We start from the raw sequence: 16,847 nt of genomic DNA, 5'->3' as shown, positions 1-16,847 counted from the left end.
CTCCCGTTGTGGATCACCATCGCGCAGGACGCGGGCGTGCGCCCGCAAGCCGGGCGGCGAGCCGCGGCTTGCGGGCCGCCTGGTCAGGGGGTGGGGATGGCGCCCAGTTGGCGTAGCTGGGAGAGCGTGTCTACTACGCCCCAGGTTTTGGAGATTCGGCCGCCGGTGACGCGGATGATCATGATTTCCTTGTAGGTGATGCGTTTTCCGGTGGGGGCGATGCCCATGAACTCGCCCTCGTGAGTGCCGGTGACGGTATTGCGGCAGACGAGCTTGTCGCCTTCTGCGATCACGTCCTCGACGTGAACGTCGAGGTCGGGGAAGGCGTGCAGGAGCAGGGACCAGACGTGCTTCACGGCCTCGACGCCGGTGGTTTCGATCGGCAGGGGAGTGCCGAGCTCGACGTCCGGGTCGAAGAGTTCGTCGATGGTCTTCGCGACGAAGTCGGGATCGGCGCTGTTCATCGCTTCGTGCAGGCGGGCGAAGACTGCCTTGGTGGTTTCCGTGGTTGCTGACATGGGGTTCTCCTGGATGGTCATTTCTGCAGGACTGCCTGGATCTCGAGGGTGATCGACACCTTGTCGCCGACCACGACGCCGCCGCCGTCCATCGGGATGGTGTTGGTCATGCCGAAGTCGCGCCGGTTGATCTGCGTGGTCGCCGAGAAGCCGGCCCGCTGTCCGCCGAACGGGTCCGCGGTGAACCCGTTCACCTCCACGGCGAGCGGTACGGGACGGGTGACGTCGTGCACCGTCAGCTCACCGTCGATGATCCAGCCGTCGTCGGACGGACGGACGCCGGTGGAGCGGTACGTCATCGTCGGGTACTTCTCGACCTCGAGGTAGTCCGCGGTCCGGAGGTGGTTGTCCCGCGGTTCGTAGCCGGTCTCCAGGGACGCGAGGTCGATCGTCGCGGTGACCGACGAGTCCCGCGGATCCTCGCCGGTGACGATCGTGACGTCGTACGTCGTGAACCGGCCGCGGACCTTGGTGACCATCAGGTGGCGGGCGGAGAAGGCGATCTCGGAATGTGCCGGGTCGGCTGTCCAGGTGCCGGGCAGATACCCCGGGATCAGTTCGTGGGCAAGGTTGGAAAGTTGGTCGCTCATACCCAGGTGACGAACGAACGATCGCCCTGGGGACAGCTCGGATCAGAGTCGTTCGAGCTGCCGGGCCAGGAACCGTCGTTCCGGTGTCGTGGTGGCCAGATCGAGCGCGCGCCGGTACGACGCTCTGGCCTCGGCGTCGCGGTGGAGACGCCGAAGCAACTCGCCACGGGTCGAGTGGAAGTAGAGGTAGCCGTCCAACTCGAGGCGGTCGACCGTGCGCAGCGCCTTGGCCGGGTCACCGGCCTGCGCGACCGCAACGGCGTAGTTCAGCTCGACCACGAGGGAACTGGTGAGTTCGACCAGGCGCCGATACAACTTGGCGACCTGGGGCCAGTCGATCTGCTCCCGCGTCTGGAGGGATGCGATCGCGGCCTGTACGACGTACGGACCGCGGCCGCCCAACGCGATCGCCCGGTCGAGCAGGGCGCGGCCCGCTGCGAGTTGAGGCCTGTCCCAGAGTGAGCGGTCCTGGTCGTCGAGCAGTACGAGATCCTCACCGGAGAAGCGGGCTCGGCGCCGGGCGTGGTGGATCATCATCAGCGCGAGCAGCCCGTGTGCCTCCGGCTCATCCGGCATCAGCGCGGTGAGCACCTGCCCCAGGCTGATGGCCTCGGCGCCGAGGTCGACGCGGCCGCTGTAGCCCTCGTTGTAGATCAGGTAGATGACGGCCAGCACAGCATCGAGGCGGTCCGGCAGCAGGTGTGCGGCGGGGACCGCGAACGGGATGCCGGCCGCCTTGATCTTGTTCTTGGCTCGGGTCAGGCGGCGCTTCATGGTCTCCTCGGAGACCAGGAACGCCCGGGCGATCTCGGCGGTCTGCAGGCCGCCGAGGGCACGCAACGTGAGCGCCACCTGGCCTTCGAGCGGAAGAGCCGGATGGCAGCAGGTGAAGATCAGCTCGAGCCGTTCGTCCTTGATCACGGTGTCGTCGAACTCGTCCATGACGGCCTCGGGTACTGGTAGCCGGTGGATCTTCTCGGCCAGGGTGCGTTCCCGGCGGATCCGGTCGATCGCGCGGTTGCGCGCCGTGGTCGTCAGCCACGCCGCCGGGCTGGACGGCGTACCTTCCGTCGGCCAGCGGTGCGCCGCGATGACGAACGCCTCCTGGACGGCCTCCTCGGCCTTGTCGAAGTCACCGAGGAACCCGACCAGCGAGGCCAGCACCCGGCTCCACTGCTCGCGGAACACGTCCTCGAGCGTGCTCAACGGCGTACCACCGGCCTGATCTCCACGCCACCGCCGAGCCGGGCGGCGGGGATCCGGGCCGCGAGCTCGATCGCGTCGTCCAGGTTGGCCGCCTCGATCACGCAGAATCCGCCGAGCACCTCCTTGGTGTCCGCGAACGGGCCGTCGGTCGTGAGCGTCCGCCCACCGGCCACCCGCACACTCGTCGCCGTCGCTGCCGGCGCCAACTGCGCCATGTCGACGAAACGGGAGTCATGGGCCAGTTCGGAGTACTCCGCATGCACCTCGTCCGGCGGCGCCGCGTCGTACTCAGCCTCGTTGTAAACAATCAGGGCGTACTGCATCACAACCTCCAGACAGTCGTCTCTCACCCCCCTGACGAACGAACGCCCAGAAATGCGACACGACCTACTGCGCCTGGCAGCGGACCGGCTGGGTTGCCAGCGGGTTTCGGCTAGGTCTGGTCGTGGAGGAGGTCTTGGGTGTCGGTGAGGTGGGACAGGAGGGTTAGGGCTGCTTGGTGGCGGGCTTGGGCGTAGGTCTTCAGGGAGGGGGTGACTGCGGTTGGGTCGTCCAGGGGTTCGGCCAGCGGGTAGGTCGAGGCGAGGGTGTAGGCGCAGCCGACGGCGACTGTGGAGGTCAGGTCCTCTGCGCGGGCGGCAGGGTGTTCGTCTCGGTAGGCCGCGAGGAGGTCGGGCAGGCCGGTGATCCATTGGTCGCCGAGGAGGATGGTCCGGGGGTCGCAGCCGATGCGGGCGACCTCCCAGGAGACGTAGCGGGGAGTCGGCGGCATGAAGTCGATCACGGCTGCTACGTCGTCGCCGCGCAGCATCAGGTTCGGTGAGGCGAGGTCGCCGTGGACGACCTGCTCGGTGAGCTTGGGCAGGCGCGCCAGGATCGCATCGACCTTGTGCAGTAGTCCCCGCCGCTGCTTCGCGGCATCCAACGCCCACTCCTCGAAGGGGCTGAGTGTTCCGCGTCGGCTGTACTCCGTGATCAGCCAGTCGAACCGCGCCCGGGACCGATCCGCGTCCTTCAGCCCGGCCGCAGGGCGCACCGTGGGCGCGGCCGCCGGGTGCTCGGCGAGGCGGCGGTGAAGCCGGCCGAGTACGGCGCCGACCGCCTGCCACCGCCCGCCGGTGAGGCCGCCTTCGGCAGTCTCGGCATCGGCGACGTACTCCCAGAGGGACATCGGCAACGGACCCGCGTCTTCGATCAGTTCGCCGGCACGGGTACGACGTACGCCCGGCACCGGAACGCCTCCGGCTCGGGCGAACTCGGCCAGTTCCACCGCAGCCCGTTCGTTCTGCAGGGCCGCGCGGTCGCGGTAGACCTTGGCGAACCACTGATCACCCTCGTGATCGGTGATGTGGAAGTTCAACGTCGCCGTCCCAGCAGCGATCCTGGTGATCTGGGCCGGCTGCATGCCATAGGCAACGATCAACGTGTCGGCCACCATCTGCTCGCCCGTGAGTCTTGACGGCTCGCGCATGAGCTCCACTCTCTCACGCGGCCGACGGTAGACTCCGGCATGAGGGAAAGTGACACTCGCATGCTGGACTGGGCGGCCGCAGCGGTCGGCTCAGGTGCCAGGATCGTCGACGTACGGGCTCTCCACGATGGCCAGGGGCCGTGGCGGCTGAGCATCGACCACCGCGGTCGTACGGCGGACTTCGTACTGCGGGCACCGACTCCGCGGATCGACGCCGCGATGGTTGCCACCGCAGCCGCTGCGCTGGAGGTGGCCGAACGGCATGGGCTCCCTGCGCCGCGCCTGGTTGGCGCCGACCTCCAGGGCGACGCACCGACGACGCTCGAGACCCTCGTCCCAGGTACGACGGCATGGCCGACTCCGTCCGTTGAACGGCTGCGTGCCGCCGGTGCCGCGCTCGCTCGCGTGCATACCTTCGAGATGCCTCCAAGCGACGACCTGCCGTTCCGCCCGCGGCCGATTGCTGTGGACGACTTCGCCAGTGACCGCCGCTGGGGCCGGATGCCGACGACACCGCTCCTGAAGGCGGCCGACGAACTGGTCACGGCGATCGACAGCCCGCCAGAGGAGAACGTGTTTCTCCACGGCGACGTCTGGCCCGGCAACCTGATTTGGTCCGGTGATGAGGTCGCGGCACTCATCGATTGGAAGACCGCAGGCGTCGGCTCACCGGGCGTCGACCTGTGCGAGCTCCGCAAGCAGGTCGCGATCACCTTCGGACCAGCTGCGTCCGATCACGTCCTCGACGGCTGGCAACGCGCAACCGGCACCAAGGCGAGCGACGTCGCCTACTGGGACGCCGTGGCCGCCCTCAACACCCCCACCGAGCTGGACGGAGCCCCGACTCACCGCCGCGACGCATTCCTCCAGGACGCAGTGATCCGGTTGGGGCGTTAAGGCCTCACTGTCCGAACGCCCAGGCCGCCATCAGCGGGAACTCGTCCCGCCAGAACGGGTCACCGTGCCCTCCGGCCCGCTCGGTCATGACGACGTCAGCCTTTGCATCGCGCAGCGCGTCCGCCCAGCGGGCCGCGTTCTCCTGGAAGAACGGCTCTTCCGTCCCGGCGACGAGGTACGTGCGTGGCAGTGAGGTCTGCATGTCGCCGGGCGGCTTGTAGCCGCCGCCGGGCGACGCGCTGAAGATCGCGCCGTAGATGTCGGGATGGCGAAGTCCGATGGCGAGTGCCAGTTCGCCGCTGGCCGAGACACCGAAGACCGCCGTACGTTCGGCGGGCAGGGCGACGCCGAAGCGTGACTTCGCCCAGTCGCGGAGGTCCTCGACGAAGAACGCCTCGTGAGCCGCGAACCGTTGCGCGTCAAAACCCGGTGAGTACTCGTAGAGCCGCTCCATCTCGTCGTCCAGGCGGTGTGCGGCGACGATCATCGTCGGCGGTACGTCGGCCGCCTCGTTGAGGAACGCGCCCCACTGAGAGATCAGCTGACCGTCGCCGGCGTACACGACCGCCTGGGGCGTTTCGGACGGGACGTACGCCGTGGCCTGCCGACCACCGTCGTACTCGAACCTCTCGGTGACGAACTCTTCCGGCATCATGCGCCTCCTGGTTGGTAGCGGCTCTCAACCAACCTAGTCCTGGGAGAGATCACAGCGTGGCTACGCTGACCCGGTGACTCGCCGATTCCCGCCCGCCGCGGCTGACGAACGCACGATGCTGACCGGCTGGCTGGATGTGCAGCGTGCCACGGTCAGGCTGAAGTGCGCCGGCCTGACGGACGAGCAGGCTCGACTCGCCGTACTGCCGTCGTCGCCCCGGATGACTGTGAAGACGCTGGTCGCGCACCTGCGCTGGGTGGAGCTGTCCTGGTTCGAGACCAGCTTCCTGGGTGCGCGTGAGTTGGCTGTCCAAGACCCTCTCGAGCTCCCGCAACCGCCCGACGCCTCACTCGATGAACTGCTGGACGAGTACGACGAGCAGTGCGCCCGGTCCCGCGAGATCGTCGCCGGTCACGAGTTCGACGAGCTGGAAGCCTGGGCGCCCGAAGGCCTGGATCTCGTCTCTTTGCGCTGGATCATCACCCATCTCCTCGAAGAAACCGCCCGCCACCTAGGCCATCTGGACGCCCTCCGAGAACTGATCGACGGCACCACCGGCTACTAGTACACCTCGATGCGGTCGAGGCTGATGACGGTGCTGCCGGAGGCTGGGTTCTTGTCGCCGGTGACCCGGACCTTCAGGGTGTGCGGGCCGGCCGGGAGGGTCGGCGTGGTGTAGATGAGTTGTTCGCCGACGCGGATCGAGCTGTAGTAGTCGATCCGTTGTTCCGGACCTCCGTCGACGGAGATGCCGGCGATCCCGTTGCCGGTGTCGACGACGCTGAGGAGGGCGGCTTTGGTGCCGGTGAAGCGGATGGTGGCGGACGCGTCTCGTTCGCCGCTCCAATGGTCGTTGCCCCAGAAGCATTGGTTGCCGCACCCGGAGCCAGAGTTCCAGTTACCGGCGTACTCGACCTGGTTGAGCCCGGTCCCGGTGTCGAAGTCGTTGATCCAGTAGTTCGACGAGCCCGGATCACCCGACGGCAAGGTCTGAGTCGCACCAGCAGCCAGCGGCTGCCCGAGGTTCGGCGTGCCGTCGGTGTTCCAGCTGATCTTCTGTACGCGCGTGGTCCGGAAGGAATACGTGTAGGTGCTGGTGTTCTTACCGTGGTACGCAATCCAGTCCTGCGTACCGTCGGGCGACGTGAAGAACGAGTGATGACCCGGACCCCAGACCCCGGTCTGGTCGTTGCGGGAGAAGATCGGCCCGGCGTGCTGCACCCAGTTCGACGCGACCATCGGGTCGGCGCCGTTCGCGATGCTCTTCATCCACAGTTGGTAGTCCGGCTTGCCGGTGTCGCAGGTCGAGTACGTGAGGAAGGTCCGCGCGGCGCCGTACAGCGGAGTCGGCCCCTCTCGGACCTCGCTGCACCCGCCGTCCGCCGGGATCGCCACTCGCGCGCCGGTAGACGTCCACGGGTTGCTCATCCGGACGATGTAGAGCTGCGCCGGCCCACCCTGCCCGCGGCCGGGCCCGGTCCAGACGAAGTACTGCTGCCCGTTCACCGTGATCGGCTCGCCGTCGATCGCGTACTCGCCGAAGTCCGCGATCTTCGCCTTGAAGTTGTACGGCCCGAGCGGATCGTCACCGGTGGACTCGAGCACGTACATCCGGTGGTTCGTGTCGACCCCGTCGGACGCGGTGTAGTAGATGTACCAGCGCCCGCCGACATGCCGGAACGCCGGCGCCCACATCTGCGTGTTGCGGCTGGTGTCGGTGTCCCGCCACACCACCTGCTCCGGCTGGACCAGCAGCGTCGCCAGGCTCGGTGACGACCAGATCCCGATCCGGTCGCCGCGCGTGGTCGCGACGTAGTACTTGCCGTTGTAGAACATCAGCGACGGATCCGCCGACGGGTTCACCGGATTCCGGAAGTTCTGTGACGCCACCACGCTCTCCTGTCGTTCGGCGGCTGGAGCGGTGGTGGCCAGGCCGCCGGTCAGCAGGACGGCGAGCATGGTGCAGAGGACGGGGCGGAGGAACCTCATGTCACACCTCTTCCAAGTGGACCTGTCGGTAGTTCTATGCCGTCTTTACCAACGTTGTAAACCCTTCCCACCACCATCGAATACCACCCACCGGAACCGGCCGCACGGGGCGGGCGTCGTACCCGGCATGAAGCTGAAGGTTCGGGTCGTGCACTACCGATGTCAGGGCCGCGACTGCTGGTACGCCGACATCGACGACGCCGACGACCGGCAGCCGGACGACCCGTTCTGGTACGCCGACGGCTGCCGCACTCAGGCGGAGGCGATCACGGCCGCGTGCGCCCAGCTCGCGGTCCTCGACCAAGCGGTTGCCGCAGGCACGCTCCCGCGCCGCATCAGCGAGACCCGGTCCCGAACAGCAGCCGCCTAGGGCATGAGGTCAAAAGGCTCGCGACTACTCGGCCGCAGCTCTGGCCGGGCGGGTGACGGCACGGCATCATGGGGCGATGCTCGGGGAATCGGCAGGCACCAAAGGCGACGCCACGATCGAGCAGATCGGCCGGCGCCGGACCTTCACCGGAACCCTGCAACTGGCGGTCGTGCTCGCCGTGGTCCAGTGGCCGATGCGCGACGCCGTCCACGACGCGGCCGGCTCGCCGCTCGGCTGTGAGATCCCGGCCCGGCTGTCGTTGCTGGTCGATGCGACGTTCATCATGGCCTACGCCTACGCGGCGTTCCAGGCCTACACGTACGTCAAGTTCCTCGATCGCCAGTCCTGGAAGCAGATCGCGGCCATCGGTTCGTGGCTCGTCTTCGGTGCGGCGGCGCTGGACGTCGTCGAGGACATCCGGCTGTGGACCGAGTTCGGTCCGACGAGCCCCTGCGTGGATCTGTCGACGGGCTGGCTGACCTGGCTGATGCGGGCGGTCGGCCTGGCCGGGGCGCTCGTCCTCGCCGTCTGCTACTTCGCGACCAGTCGCTTCGGGCAACGGAAGCTGTACGGCGTCCAGCTCGAACCACCGGTGACGTTCAAGGCGATCAAGGAGGAAAGCAAGGACGCGGGCCGGCTCGTGATCACCTGCTCGGGCGGCGGCATCCGGTCGGCGTCGTTCTGCCTCGGCGCGCTGCAACTCCTGCGGGAGAAGGGGTTGTACGACAAGGCGTCGACCGTGATCGGGGTCAGCGGTGGCGGCTACATGGCGGCCGCGTTCCACATCCTCCGCAAGTTCTGCACCGATCCCTTCTCGCCGAGCTCGCCCGAGCTCGCCCGGCTGCGCCGGCAGACCCGCTATCTCCTGCAGGGCGGTCGCGCGATGTTCCGGGCCGCGCTTTCGGTGCTGTTCGGACTCGTCGTCAACCTGCTGCTGATCGGGATCACGCTGCGCGCGATCGCCTGGGTGCTCGGCTGGTTCCTGGCCGACCAGCAAGTGGTCGTGGCCGGATATACCGAGATCCACGTCGACCTGCGCCCGCACGGCTCCTGGCATTTCATCGGGCTCTCGGTCGCCCTGCTGGCGATCAGCGCCGCGATGTTCGTGGTGGAGAAGGTCTGGGACCGCTGGGCCAGGATGCCCGACGTGATCCGGCGGGTGCTGACCACAATCGGCAACGTCACCCTCTGGTACGGCGTCCCGGTCGCCGTACTACTGCTCGGCGTACCGGGAGGCCTTTATCTGCTGGGGAAACTCCCCGGCGACTCGAGCCTGCCGTCCGCCCTGCTGTCGTTGGTCGACCCCACGAAACAAGGTGTGGCGTCGTTCACTGCGTTGGTCCTCGTCCTGATCGGGCTCGGCAAGTCGGTGTGGAACGGGCTCGCGGTCGATGCAAAGGCGGCGACCGGGATGCGCGCACGGCTGCTCGCGTTCGCGCGGACCAAGCTCGCGCCGTGGTTGGCCAGCGCCATCATCGTGGTGTCCGCGATCATCGTGCTGCTGCGCTGGACCGGTGGTTACGCGATCGACAGCTCCTACCAGTCCGACTGGAGCGTCGCGCTGATCCTGGCCGCGATCGCGGTCGCGATCAAGGTGCTCACCGACGCGAACCGGACCTCGCTGCACTCCTTCTACCGGGAGCGGTTGTCGCGCGCGTTCCTGGTGAAGCGGCAGGACAACGGCGCCGCGGTCGCGCTCGACTACCACATGAGGTTGCGGTTCTCCGACTGGGCGACGCCGCCGAACGGCGGGCCGCAGCTGGTCATCGCGGGCGTGGCGAACGTCGACGATGCGGACTTCGTACCGACCCAGCGCGACTGCGTGCCGTTCGTGTTCGATCCCGAGCAGATCGGGATCATCGGGGACCGGTCGCTGCCGGACGGCGGCCGGCGGCAGACCGCGGACTACGAGCGGGAGGCCGACGTACTGACGCGGGAGGTGACGGTCCCGGCCGCGATGGCGATCAGTGGTGCCGCGCTGAGCCCGCTCACCGGCCGCGTGAACGCGCGGACCAGGCCGGTCCGGCTGCTGCTCGCCGTCCTCAACGCGCGTCTGGGCGTATGGCTGCCGAACCCGTACTGGAACAACGGGTCGGAACCCGCATTCCCCGAGGTTCACGGCATCGTCCCGAAGGTACGGCGGTACGTCGGCAGCGTGATCGACAAGCCCGGACCGTACCGGCTGCTGCGGGAGGCGATCGGGTCGCCGTCGATGTACGACCGGCGGATCTACGTCACCGACGGCGGCCACTACGACAACCTCGGCCTGGTCGAGGCGCTGCGCCGCGAGCCGGCCCAGGTGATCGTGATCGACGCGTCGAACGACGCCGAGGACCGGTTCACCGCGCTGGCCGAGGCGATCGCGACCGCGCGGATGGACCACGGGATCCGGATCGACATCGATCCGTCGCCGATGATCCGCGGGTCGAAGCCGCGGGCCGACCGGGCCTGGGCCTACGGCATCGCGACGCACCCGGTGAAGGACGGCGAGCAGTCGCCGTACAAGACCGAGATCTTCTTCGTGAAGGCGCTCCTGGCCGGGGCGCTGGACTGGGACGTCGAGCAGTACGCCGTCGAGCACGCCGACTTCCCGCGGCGGACCACCAACGACCAGTTCTACGACGAATGGGACTTCGAGGCCTACCGGGCGCTCGGCTACGCCCTGACCCAATCCCTGACCGACCACCACCGGGTCCGCGACCGCCTCGACGACCTGTAACACTCCGTCACTGTGACTGGATGTAACCCCCGAGGGGGAACTCACCATGTCAACATTCAATTCACCGCCGGGGTGGCCGGCACCACCGGCACCCGACTGGCAACCACCGCCCGGCTGCTCCGCCGGCGCCCCGCACGACCGTGACGGCGACCGTGGCCGGGCCGACCGCGACGGCGACTGTCACCGTGCAGCAGACCGTTCCCGGGCCGACGGCAACGGTCACGCTGCCGCCGCTGCCGGCCAGGACCGTGACGGTGAAGGCGCCGCAGGCAACGGTCAGTGCTCCGGCGCCGTTGGTGCGGTCGACCCAGACCGCCAAGCCGAAGCGGACGACAGCACCACCCGCCGACGTGTACTACGCGAACTGCTCGGAGGTCCGGGCCGCGGGCAAAGCGCCCTTGTACACCGGGGATCCCGGCTATGCGTCGCATCTCGACCGGGATCACGATGGCGTCGCGTGCGAGTGATCACGCCGCGTTGCTTGTGGATAACCAGGGGTGTGCTGTGGACAAGGCAACGATCGCCGGTGCTGATGCACGTGCAGTCCGGCTGGTGAGCGGACGGTTGCCTGCTGCTCCGCAGCGGTGATCTCATGGGTGGCTGTGCGCCGAAACTTTACAAAAACTTAGTCGTAACCACCGGCGCGCCAGGTCGTTGATCAGTCAGACAGTTTGTGAGCAAGGGATCGCTGGGGTCCATCGCGCTGGGGAACTGGGAAGGACCGCCCGTGCACCGATTCAATCCGCCACCTGAGTGGCCCGAGCCGCCGAGTGACACCTGGCGTCCGCCGCCGGGCTGGGAGCCCGACCCGGAGTGGCCGGACGCGCCGGCCGGCTGGGGCTTCTGGCTCAACCGCAGCGGCCGTCCGTCCCGCGGTCCGATCGGCGCCTACGGAGCCATCGACGCCGGCCGCCTCGAGCTGGCCACTGTCGACCCGGCCCTCGTCCTGATGCACTCCTGACAGCTACCTCCTCCTGGCCAGGCGCAGCCGACTGGAGGACCGGCTCCCGCATGCTTCCCAGATGCGGGAGCCGCGGTGCGTTCCGGGCAGGTGTGGCCGGGATCGGACGGAGGGCTGGCGTTCTCTTATCGTCTTCTGATGTTATGTTATCAGCGTAAATAACACTCAGTCGGGAGGCGGCACGTGGCAGGACCGGCCTGGATCGGCGTCGACCTCGGCACGCAGAGCGTGCGCGCAGTACTGGCCGACTCCGACGGTACTGTCCTGGCCCGCGCGGCCCGGCCGCTGACCAGCCATCGCGACGGTGTCCGGCACGAGCAGGACCCGCAGAGCTGGCTCGACGCCGTCGACTCCAGCATCGCCGAAGTCGCTCCGCACGCGGACCATTTGGCCGGCATCGCGATCTGTTCCACCTCCGGCACTGTCCTCCTGACCGACCGTTCCGGCCGCCCGGTGACGCCTGCTCTGATGTACGACGACGCCCGCGCGGCCGACCGTCGGGTCCAGATCGTGGACGCGGACCCGGAGCGCTGGGCTACCTCGATGCAGCCCACCTGGGCGCTCCCCAAGATCCTCTCGCTGGTCGCTGACGGTTACGACCTCGCCGACCACCGCATCGTCCACAGCGCCGACTTCGTGGCAGCACACCTGGTCGGTCACCCGGTCGCCACCGACACGAGCCATGCCCTCAAGACCGGTTATGACCTGGTCGCCGGCACCTGGCCGGCCGCGGCCTTCGACAAACTCGGCCTGCCCCTGTCCGCCTTCCCCGAGGTCGTGCTCCCGGGCGCCGAACTCGGCCGCACTTCGGCCGGCGTCCCCGTCTACGCCGGCATGACCGACGGCTGCGCGGCCCAGATCGCCGCCGGCGCACTCGCCCCCGGCGCCTGGAACTCGGTCCTCGGTACGACGCTCGTCCTCAAGGGCGTCAGCAAGGACCTCCTCGACGACCCGACCGGCGCGGTCTACAGCCACCGCCACCCGGACGGCGGCTGGCTCCCCGGTGGCGCATCGAGCACCGGCGCGGGCGTCTTGACCGAACTGCTGCCCGGCGAGGATCTCGACGCCTTCGACCAGGCCGCGCGTGAGCTGGGCCCGATCGATGCGGTCATCTACCCGCTGACCAAGACCGGTGAGCGGTTCCCGTTCGTAGCGCCGCAGGCCGAGCGGTTCACCCTCGGCGACGTCTCTGGCAAGCTGCGGACGTACGCCGCCGTCCTCCAGGGCGTGGCCTTCATCGAACGACTCGCCTTCGAGCACCTGGTCGGCCTCGGCGCCGAGCCTGTTCGTTCCGTCTCTCTCACCGGCGGCGCCATCCGCAGCGGCTACTGGAACCAGCTTCGTGCCGACGTCCTCGGCGTACCCGTCGAACTCCCGGCGGCCCCGGACCCGGCGTACGGGATGGCGGTCCTCGCGGCCTCGGCCGGCGGCTCGCTGACCGAAACGGCCGGCCGGATGGTCCGGGTCGAGCGCGTCCTCGAGCCGCGACCGCAACCCCTCGACACGTTGTACGGCGAGTTCGTCGCCGAGCTGGACTGGCGGGGGTACCGCGGATGAGGACCACGATCGTTCTGGCCCGGCACGGCCGGACCGAATGGCACCACGGCAACCGCTATACCGGGTCGACGGACCTGCCGATCGACGAGGTCGGCGTTCAGCAGGCGCGGTTGCTCAAGGAGTGGGCGTCCGACTACGCGCCGGACGCTCTGTGGTCGTCCCCGATGCTGCGCGCCCGGCAGACGATCGCGCCGATCGCCGAGGCTCTCGGTCTCGAGCCGACCGTGGACGCCCGGCTGCGCGAGGTCGACTTCGGGTCGGCCGAGGGCAAGATGCTCAGCGAACTTCCGCCGGTCGTCGCCAAGGCGTTCGAGCTGGACCCGGTCAAGGATCACTTCCCCGGCGGCGAGGATCCGGCCGAGGCGGCGGACCGGGTGCACGAGGTTTTCCATCAGATCGGTAAGCAGCACGAAGGCCGCAAGGTGCTGGTGCTGGCGCACAACACGCTCATCCGGTTGCTGGTGTGCCGGGTGCTCGGACTGCCGTTGAGCGAGTACCGCAGACTGCTACCTGCGCTCGGTCCCGCGGCGCTGGTGCGTTTCCGCTGGCAGGACGGCACAGTGGGTCTCGAGGCGTACAACGTTCCTGCTGTCCGAATGGAGACCCTGGCATGACATCCGATGTCGACGGTGACACCACCGAACTGAGCCGGCCCGCCCGCCGGCAGGCCGAGATCGCGGCGTACGTCGTGAAGCACGGCTCGGTCTCGGCCAACGACCTGGTCGAGGCGTTCGGGGTGAGCGTGATGACGGTGCACCGCGACCTGGACGAGCTCGAGCGGCAGGGCGTCGTGCGCAAGTACCGCGGCGGCGTCAGCGCGCAGCCGACCAGCGTCTTCGAGAGCAACGTCGCATACCGGCTGAACACCGCGACCGCCGAGAAGGCCGCGCTGGCCCGGCACGCCCGCGCGATGATCGAGCCCGGTATGTCGGTGATGCTCGACGACTCGACCAGCGCGCTCGCCCTGGTCGAGCTGTTCGAGGACATCACTCCGTTGACCGTGGCAACGAACTTCCTGCCCGCGATCAGCAGGCTGACCGAGCTGCGCGACGTCACCCTGCTCGCTCTCGGCGGCCTGTACTCCGCGACCCACGACTCGTTCGGCGGGATGCCGTGCGCGGAGGCGGTCGAGGCGCTGCACACAGACCTGCTGTTCTGCTCGGTGTCGGCGGTGTCGCCGACGCACGCGTTCCACCAGGAGGAGGAGATCGTCCTGGTGAAGCGAGCGATGCTGCGGTCGGCCAGGACCAAGGTCCTGCTGGTCGACCACGGCAAGCTCCAGCGCACCGCCCTGCACCGGCTCGCGCCACTCACCGACTTCGACGTCGTGGTCGTCGACGAGAAGACCCCGGACGACCTGATCCAGCCACTGCGCGACAACGGCGCGACCGTGGAGGTCGCCAAACTCTAGGAGGGGAGCGTATGGACGTCGGAGTCGACGTTGGCACCACTGTCACCAAGGCTGTCGCGTTCGACGACGACGGACGGCCGGTAGCCGAGGCCTTCCGGCCGACCAGGCTGGTCCGGCCGGCGATCGGGCGGTTCGAGCACGAGACGGCCGAGATAGTTGCCTCGGTCAACGAGGTGGTCGGTGAGTTGGCCGGCACGGTGGGCGATCGCCCCGGCGTCCTGGCGATCACCGCCCAAGGTGACGGCCTCTGGCTCGTCGACGCGGACGGTACGGCGGTCCGCCCGGCGATCTCCTGGCTGGATGCCCGCAGCAGCGCGATCCTCGCGCGCTGGACCGACGACGGCGTGGCCGAACGCGTCTTCCGCCGCTCCGGCAACCGGATGTTCCCGGGCGCTTCCGGTCCGCTGCTGGCCGCGGTCCGCGCCGAGGAGCCCGACGTCATCGAGCGCGCCGGTACAGCGGCGTACTGCAAGGACGTCGTGATGCAGCAACTCACCGGCGTCCGTGCGACCGACGTGTCGGATGCCTCCGCACCTTTCCTCGACCCCCGCACGAACCAGTACGACGAAGAAGCCCTGAAGGCGACGGGCCTCTCGGAGCTGAGCCGCTTGCTCGCGCCGGTCGAGCCCGCCGGACCCGTCGGCGAACTACGCGACAACTCCACCGGCATGGCCCGCGGCACGAGGGTCTCCGCCGGCCCCTACGACCTCCCAGCTGCAGCAGCCGGCGCCGGCGTCCAGGACCCCGGCGATGCCCTACTTACTGTCGGTACGACGCTCGCCTGCCAGGTCGTGACGCGAGAGCTTCCCGTGGACGGCGAACCGGCGGGTTTGTTCCTCGGCACCTGGACCCCCGGCGTCTGGTTGCGCGCGATGCCCGCGATGGTTGGCACCGCCGCACTCGACCGAGTCCTCGCACTCGTCGGTGCGGGCACAGACCGACTGCCCGAGCTGCTCGCCGAGAGCCCGGTCGGCGCCCAAGGCGTCACCGTGCTGCCTTACCTGTCCGAGGCCGGCGAGCGCGCGCCGTTCGTCGACACCCGCGCGCGAGGCACGATCGACGGGATCTCGCTGTCCACGACAACGGCGGACCTCGTGCGCGCAACCTGCGAAGGCATCGCGTACGCCGCACGGCACTGTCTCGAGGCAGCCGGATGGAGGGGCCGCGTCACGGTGTGCGGTGGTGGCGCCCGCAGTACCGAATGGACACAGATCCTGGCCGACGTGCTGAACGCGCCGCTGCACACGGCCGAGGCCGAGCAGGTCGCGGCCCGGGGTGCCGTGATCTGCGCCCGCCGCGCGGTCGACGCGGCCAGCGCCGACGGCTGGATCGCCGAGACCCGTCAGGTCGATCCCGATCCCGCCCGCGCCGCGTTCTACGCCGAGGGGTACGCCCACTACCTGCGCCGGATCGAGGCAGCCCGCCCGCGCTGGTCTGACCCAGCACCAACCTTCACCTCAGGAGTTCGATGAGAACCATCAAGACATTGCTTGCCGGCGACCACTTCGTGCGCAACGATCTGCTCGCCACAGCATTGTCCTCCGTCCAGAACGTCACGTTCGACTTCCGCGAGGTCACGCTGCCCTGGCCGCTGACGCCGTACGGGCGGGTGGCCGAGGTGGACGAGGCGAGCGACGCCGAGGATCAACTGATCGCGGCGTTGCCCGGGGTCGAGATCGCGGTCACCCAGATGGGCCCGTTCACCGAACGGGTACTGGACGCCGCACCGGACCTGCGCTTGCTGGTCGTCTGCCGCGGCGGCCCGGTGAACGTGAATGTGCCCGCGGCCACCAAGCGCGGCATCATCGTCGCCTCCACCCCGGGCCGCAACGCTGTCGCCGCGGCCGAGCATGCGGTCGCGATGATGATGGGTGCCTTGCGCAACCTTCCGCGGCTGCAACGGACGCTTGAGCAGGGCGAGTGGCGCAGCGACCTCTATGCGTACGACGAGTGTGGCCTGGAGCTGGACGGGGCCACGGTCGGCCTGGTCGGGTACGGCGCGATCGGGCAGCGCGTCGCCCGGGTGATGCTTGCCTTCGGCGCCGAAGTTCTCGTGGTCGACCCGGCGATCGATCCGGCCGAGGTGCCGGCCGGCGTCGCGGTGGTCGAGTTGGACGACCTGCTGCGGCGGTCGGACGTGGTCAGCCTGCATGCGCGGCTGACCGACCAGACCCGCGGCATGATCGGTGCCGAGCAGATTGCCCTGATGCCACGAGGCGCCGTACTCGTGAACACGGCGCGTGGTGGGTTGCTCGACTACGACGCGACGGTGGACGCGCTGGAGTCCGGGCAGCTCGGTGCGGCCGCCTTCGACGTCTTCCCGGTTGAGCCGGTACCGGCAGGTGCACGCCTGCTGACAGCACCGAACGTAGTCATGACGCCACACCTCGCCGGTGCGACCAAGCAGACCGCCCTCCGCGCCGGCTCGATCGCCGCCGAAGCCGTAGCGGCGTACCTCGCCGGGAACGACCCCGTAGGACTGGTCTCAGCGTGAGGCGGTGAC

18 protein-coding genes are annotated in these 16,847 nt (G+C 68.8%); 11 read left to right on the top strand and 7 right to left on the bottom strand.

All coding sequences use genetic code 11. The annotated features are described in order from the left end of the window. Positions 1-83: 83 nt before the first annotated feature. The 5 genes from ACIBG5_RS19220 to ACIBG5_RS19200 form a co-directional block, all read right to left on the bottom strand. Positions 84-539: an ester cyclase gene (locus tag ACIBG5_RS19220; protein WP_396392825.1), complete on the bottom strand. Its 456-nt coding sequence runs from the start codon at positions 537-539 to the stop codon at positions 84-86. Further along, complete coding sequence (locus ACIBG5_RS19215; RefSeq protein WP_396392824.1) at positions 536-1,108, bottom strand: YceI family protein; 573 nt, start codon at positions 1,106-1,108, stop codon at positions 536-538. Before ACIBG5_RS19215 ends, ACIBG5_RS19220 begins: the two co-directional genes overlap by 4 nt. Before the next feature lie 42 nt (positions 1,109-1,150). Continuing rightward, positions 1,151-2,314 (bottom strand): RNA polymerase sigma factor, encoded by a 1,164-nt coding sequence (locus ACIBG5_RS19210; RefSeq protein WP_396392823.1) that lies wholly within the window; start codon positions 2,312-2,314, stop codon positions 1,151-1,153. Beyond that, complete coding sequence (locus ACIBG5_RS19205) at positions 2,311-2,637, bottom strand: YciI family protein (RefSeq protein WP_360445558.1); 327 nt, start codon at positions 2,635-2,637, stop codon at positions 2,311-2,313. The genes ACIBG5_RS19210 and ACIBG5_RS19205 overlap by 4 nt, the downstream gene beginning before the upstream one ends. 110 nt (positions 2,638-2,747) lie before the next feature. Beyond that, positions 2,748-3,785 carry a phosphotransferase enzyme family protein gene (locus ACIBG5_RS19200; protein WP_396392822.1) on the bottom strand — a complete coding sequence of 346 codons (1,038 nt, stop codon included), beginning with the start codon at positions 3,783-3,785 and terminating at the stop codon, positions 2,748-2,750. 60 nt (positions 3,786-3,845) lie between these two features. On the opposite strand from ACIBG5_RS19200, the gene ACIBG5_RS19195 reads away from it, so the two are divergent. After that, on the top strand, positions 3,846-4,682 hold the full coding sequence (locus tag ACIBG5_RS19195; protein WP_396392821.1) for a phosphotransferase: 837 nt from the start codon (positions 3,846-3,848) through the stop codon (positions 4,680-4,682). Between the two features lie 4 nt (positions 4,683-4,686). On the opposite strand, the gene ACIBG5_RS19190 is transcribed toward ACIBG5_RS19195, so the two are convergent. Continuing rightward, positions 4,687-5,337 carry an alpha/beta hydrolase gene (locus ACIBG5_RS19190; protein ID WP_396392820.1) on the bottom strand — a complete coding sequence of 217 codons (651 nt, stop codon included), beginning with the start codon at positions 5,335-5,337 and terminating at the stop codon, positions 4,687-4,689. Between the two features lie 73 nt (positions 5,338-5,410). Here ACIBG5_RS19190 and ACIBG5_RS19185 point away from each other — a divergent pair, with 73 nt between their 5' ends. Further along, entirely contained in the window at positions 5,411-5,902 is a 492-nt protein-coding gene (locus tag ACIBG5_RS19185; RefSeq protein WP_396392819.1) for a DinB family protein, read from the top strand. Here ACIBG5_RS19185 and ACIBG5_RS19180 read toward each other — a convergent pair. Further along, complete coding sequence (locus tag ACIBG5_RS19180) at positions 5,899-7,326, bottom strand: family 43 glycosylhydrolase (RefSeq protein WP_396392818.1); 1,428 nt, start codon at positions 7,324-7,326, stop codon at positions 5,899-5,901. The two genes, ACIBG5_RS19185 and ACIBG5_RS19180, sit on opposite strands and share 4 nt — an antisense overlap. Before the next feature lie 127 nt (positions 7,327-7,453). On the opposite strand from ACIBG5_RS19180, the gene ACIBG5_RS19175 reads away from it, so the two are divergent. The 9 genes from ACIBG5_RS19175 (at position 7,454) to ACIBG5_RS19135 (ending at position 16,838) form a co-directional block, all read left to right on the top strand. Beyond that, the gene (locus ACIBG5_RS19175) at positions 7,454-7,696 is read left to right on the top strand and encodes a hypothetical protein (protein ID WP_396392817.1); all 243 of its coding nucleotides are present in this window, start codon (positions 7,454-7,456) and stop codon (positions 7,694-7,696) included. Between the two features lie 76 nt (positions 7,697-7,772). Continuing rightward, positions 7,773-10,415: a hypothetical protein gene (locus tag ACIBG5_RS19170; RefSeq protein ID WP_396392816.1), complete on the top strand. Its 2,643-nt coding sequence runs from the start codon at positions 7,773-7,775 to the stop codon at positions 10,413-10,415. A gap of 140 nt (positions 10,416-10,555) precedes the next feature. Then, complete coding sequence (locus tag ACIBG5_RS19165; protein ID WP_396392815.1) at positions 10,556-10,882, top strand: excalibur calcium-binding domain-containing protein; 327 nt, start codon at positions 10,556-10,558, stop codon at positions 10,880-10,882. Positions 10,883-11,142: 260 nt separating this feature from the next. Next, on the top strand, positions 11,143-11,376 hold the full coding sequence (locus tag ACIBG5_RS19160) for a hypothetical protein (protein WP_360445576.1): 234 nt from the start codon (positions 11,143-11,145) through the stop codon (positions 11,374-11,376). Positions 11,377-11,559: 183 nt separating this feature from the next. Beyond that, positions 11,560-12,933, top strand: a complete 1,374-nt coding sequence (locus ACIBG5_RS19155; protein WP_396392814.1) for an FGGY-family carbohydrate kinase — start codon at positions 11,560-11,562, stop codon at positions 12,931-12,933. Beyond that, a complete protein-coding gene (locus tag ACIBG5_RS19150) occupies positions 12,930-13,547 on the top strand; it encodes a histidine phosphatase family protein (RefSeq protein WP_396392813.1) in 618 nt (205 codons plus the stop codon). The genes ACIBG5_RS19155 and ACIBG5_RS19150 overlap by 4 nt, the downstream gene beginning before the upstream one ends. Continuing rightward, positions 13,544-14,344: a DeoR/GlpR family DNA-binding transcription regulator gene (locus ACIBG5_RS19145; protein ID WP_396392812.1), complete on the top strand. Its 801-nt coding sequence runs from the start codon at positions 13,544-13,546 to the stop codon at positions 14,342-14,344. The genes ACIBG5_RS19150 and ACIBG5_RS19145 overlap by 4 nt, the downstream gene beginning before the upstream one ends. 11 nt (positions 14,345-14,355) lie before the next feature. Continuing rightward, the gene (locus ACIBG5_RS19140) at positions 14,356-15,816 is read left to right on the top strand and encodes an FGGY family carbohydrate kinase (RefSeq protein WP_396392811.1); all 1,461 of its coding nucleotides are present in this window, start codon (positions 14,356-14,358) and stop codon (positions 15,814-15,816) included. Continuing rightward, positions 15,813-16,838, top strand: coding sequence for a 2-hydroxyacid dehydrogenase (locus tag ACIBG5_RS19135; protein ID WP_396392810.1), 1,026 nt, complete (start codon positions 15,813-15,815; stop codon positions 16,836-16,838). The genes ACIBG5_RS19140 and ACIBG5_RS19135 overlap by 4 nt, the downstream gene beginning before the upstream one ends. Positions 16,839-16,847: the final 9 nt, after the last annotated feature.

Source organism: Kribbella sp. NPDC050241 (assembly GCF_044459685.1).
Lineage (GTDB): Bacteria > Actinomycetota > Actinomycetes > Propionibacteriales > Kribbellaceae > Kribbella.
This window is presented reverse-complemented; position numbering and strand designations above follow the sequence as displayed.